Origin of the sequence: Synechococcus sp. H55.11, from assembly GCF_047462475.1 — a bacterium.
Classification (GTDB): Bacteria; Cyanobacteriota; Cyanobacteriia; order Thermostichales; family Thermostichaceae; genus Thermostichus.
The window spans coordinates 1-3,206 of record NZ_JANSJI010000338.1; the positions used below are offsets into that span (position 1 = coordinate 1).

A 3,206-nucleotide genomic window follows, 5' to 3' on the forward strand; every position below is an offset into this window, starting at 1 on the left:
CCTGCCCCAGCCTTTATGTCTTATCCCCGGATCTCGGTGGATTGCACCGGACTACGGGGGTACTGATAAAGCCCAGAAGGCTTATCGAACGTCGGTGTTGGACTGTACGACCAGTCCAGAGACGGGGGCCCGAAGGGCGCTGGGCTGTTGCTTGGCCAGCCCGATGTCTGGCTAGGTCGATGGAAGTTGATCGTCGGGCGAGTTCCCCAAATCTAGGAGGCGGATCATGTTCTCAAAAGCCTGGGCGGCGCGCGAGAGGTGGCGTTGGCGATGCTTGAGCAGCAGAAAGGGGCGTCGCAGAGCATCCGATCCGGCGGCCAGGGGCACTGCCCGCAGATCCCCCAGGCGCACTTCGTTGCGGATCATCAATTCCGAGATGGCGCCAGCTGCGGATCCCTGACTGACCAGGGCCTTGACCATTTCCCCACTTTGCAGGCGCAAGATGACCGATAGCCGCTCGACAGGGATCCCCCAGCAGGCCAGGGCAGCTTCAAAACGCTGCTGGGTGCCGGATCCCGGCTCCCTCATGATCCAGTCGGTTTCCACCAGATCTGAGATCTCGATGTTTGGCCGACCATACCAAGGATGTCCTCTGCCGACAATGAGGCAGAGGCGATCCCAATCGATGACGTGCTGTTCCAGGTGAGGTCGATCCTCAGGTCGGATAACGCCCTCCACCAGGCCCAGATTGAACTTGCCCTGCAGCAAACCCTCGGCAATGGCCTCTGTGTTGGCCAGCGTGCAGCGGATCTGAATGCCGGGGTAGCGCTGCTGGTAGAGGCTGAGGCGGTAGGGCAGCCAGTAGTTGCCGATGGTGAGGCTGGAACCGAGGTGAAGCTCCCCCATCTGCAGATTATTCAGCTCTTTGAGGCCCTGTTCCGTCTGCGCCACCCGCTGCAGAATCTCTTGGGCCTGCCCCTTCAGCCATAGCCCAGCTTCCGTCAACTCCACCCGCCGCCCTATCCGGTGAAACAGCGGGATGCCGTAGCTCCGCTCCAACGCCTGAATGGCAGCGCTGACCGCTGGCTGGGTGATGTAGAGGGCAGCGGCAGCCCGGGTGAAGTGCAGGTGCTCTGCCACCGCCAAAAAAATCCGCAGTTGCTCCAACGTCATTTTCCAGGGATCCCTGCGCATCGGCGGAGTGGATGTTGATTTCTCAAAGCCACCCTGTGGCTCGGCCATGCCAACACAACCGGATCACATAGATCATAACTAGGATTTATTTTTTTTAGAGTTAAAACCATTTGATTTTATCAGTTGCCTCCCTTACCGTCGAGGCAGAGCTTGGCGGTGGAGATGCTGATGAGTTGGTGGGTGACGCTGTTGGTGGGGTGTGGCATTGGCTTTTGCGCCGGTTTGTTTGGCTTGGGGGGCAGCTCTTTGGGCACGCCGTTGCTGCGGTTGCTGGGGATGCCGGCAGTTGTGGCGTTGGCCAGCCCTCTGCCCCTCACCTTGCCCAGCGCTCTGGGAGGAGTGGTCGCCTTTCAAAAACGGGGAATGATCCACTGGCGGGTGGTGGGTCGCACAGTGGTCTGGGGGATCCCGGCGGCAGCGCTGGGGGCATGGACGACGAAGTTTCTGCCGGGAGTGGTGCTGATGTTGCTGACGGCGGTGTTCATTTTTGGGATCGGGCTATACGGCGTGAGCGGATTACGGGGTTTTCTGCCCAGCGAAGAGAAAAAGGAATTGCACCTGGAGCGGATCCCGGTGGGTTCTCTCTTGTTGAATTTCTTGAATGGGGTGCTGGCCAATGGCGGCGGACTGGTGTTGGTGCCTTTCTACCAACTGGCCATAGGGCTGGATCTGCGGAGCGCTCTGGCCAGCTCCCTTGCTTCGGTGGCGTTGTTGGCCGTCCCCGAAATTTTGGTTCACAACAGCCTGGGGCATATTGATTGGGGCACCACCTTCTGGCTGGCGTGGGGGGTGTTTCCCTGCACGGTGCTGGGGGGTAGATTGGCGTTGCGACTTTCCACGCCGTTGCTGACCCGCCTGTACGGGGGATTTTTGGTGGTGCTGGCCCTCTACTTCAGCATCCGGGAAATCCTGCAATCGTCCACGTGATCAGCTAGAAACCGCAGGAGCCCCAGCAGCCGACCCCCCCACGGATCCCTCGGGGGCGGTTTGGCATTTCTGGCTGGGCAAACCCTATGGTAGGAAGGCTTTGTGGTTTTCTGGCTATTTCTGTGCTGGCGTGGGCGGAGCTCCTCTTTCATAGGAGTTCCGTAGCCAGGCGGGCTCTTTCCCACGCAAGAGATGGATCTACATGAGCTGTAGTGGATAACACTGAAAAAAGTTGTAACGTTCGCTTGTCCCAATGCCCTCCAGAGCCGATAGTGTCTGCCTAACCTGCAGGGACGCCACATCCGCGCTCAGGGCTTTCAAACCGGCTCCCAAAAAACCCTGCTACAGGCGGCCTTGCGATCCATCTGAATCCCAGCCCAACGCCGGCGCGGCTTCAGGAGTTCGCATGATTTGGCGAGGAAAGTTTTGCGTCTGCGAAGGGTAACCTGAGACCAAGAATAAGACCTGAATGCTGGCCTAAATTGCGTGTATCTGGATACCTGAGTTCTGCGAAGGTGGAGTGAATACTGCCATGAGCCGACTTTCCTCTCATGAAGCCTATCTGAAGAGGATGCTCTTCCGCCCGACCACTGCAGCCCCCCACGGCATGACGTTGATCGAGTTGCTGGTGGTCATCGTAATTGTTGGTATTCTCTCCGCTGTGGCTATTCCCAATCTGCTCAATCAGATTCGTCGCTCCAGAGTTGCTGAAGCCCAAGCAGCTTTGGCGACCGTTGGCCGTGCTTCAGAAGTTTTCCGCATGGACTTTACGGTTTATCCCTCCGGCTACACCGATATCGAATTCGGTGGGGTTCACGGGGATCGCTATTTGCAAGACCCCTGGCCAGCCTACAACTATCGTCTTCCTGAAGTGGTTCCTCCTGCTCCTGGCGTGACCGGCATGCGTTGGATGACTGAGGCTCATACCCATGTGAGTGCTGGTGGGGAGCTTCTGCGCTGTGACATCGGCCTTGGGGATCGCCAGCAAGAGGTTTTGGCTTCTGGCTACGACCTGCACAACTCCTGCAACCTCTATCGGTGAAACTCTGAAGATTTCACACAACGGGACTGGGCGGACTTGAACCGCCGGCCTAGCGCTTAGGAGGCGCTTGCTCTATCCATCTGAGCTACAGCCCCAGACAAAG

3 protein-coding genes and 1 tRNA gene are annotated in these 3,206 nt (G+C 58.4%); 2 read left to right on the plus strand and 2 right to left on the minus strand.

The window, feature by feature from the left end:
• Window positions 1–171: 171 nt before the first annotated feature.
• Window positions 172–1,182 carry a LysR substrate-binding domain-containing protein gene (locus tag NW853_RS13045; RefSeq protein ID WP_414349234.1) on the minus strand — a complete coding sequence of 337 codons (1,011 nt, stop codon included), beginning with the start codon at window positions 1,180–1,182 and terminating at the stop codon, window positions 172–174.
• Window positions 1,183–1,302: 120 nt separating this feature from the next.
• On the opposite strand from NW853_RS13045, the gene NW853_RS13050 reads away from it, so the two are divergent.
• Both NW853_RS13050 and NW853_RS13055 read left to right on the plus strand, forming a co-directional pair.
• Window positions 1,303–2,061, plus strand: a complete 759-nt coding sequence (locus NW853_RS13050) for a sulfite exporter TauE/SafE family protein (protein WP_414349236.1) — start codon at window positions 1,303–1,305, stop codon at window positions 2,059–2,061.
• Window positions 2,062–2,593: 532 nt separating this feature from the next.
• Window positions 2,594–3,103: a type IV pilin protein gene (locus tag NW853_RS13055; protein WP_414336261.1), complete on the plus strand. Its 510-nt coding sequence runs from the start codon at window positions 2,594–2,596 to the stop codon at window positions 3,101–3,103.
• A 21-nt stretch (window positions 3,104–3,124) separates the two neighbouring features.
• On the opposite strand, the gene NW853_RS13060 is transcribed toward NW853_RS13055, so the two are convergent.
• Window positions 3,125–3,198, minus strand: a tRNA-Arg gene (locus tag NW853_RS13060).
• Between the last annotated feature and the right edge of the window lie 8 nt (window positions 3,199–3,206).

Bases quoted from the DNA above. Each gene is read 5' to 3' on its own strand.
- NW853_RS13045 (WP_414349234.1), bottom strand. From the start codon at position 1,182: ATGGCCGAGCCACAGGGTGGCTTTGAGAAATCAACATCCACTCCGCCG.
- NW853_RS13055 (WP_414336261.1), top strand. From the start codon at position 2,594: ATGAGCCGACTTTCCTCTCATGAAGCCTATCTGAAGAGGATGCTCTTC.
- NW853_RS13050 (WP_414349236.1), top strand. From the start codon at position 1,303: ATGAGTTGGTGGGTGACGCTGTTGGTGGGGTGTGGCATTGGCTTTTGC.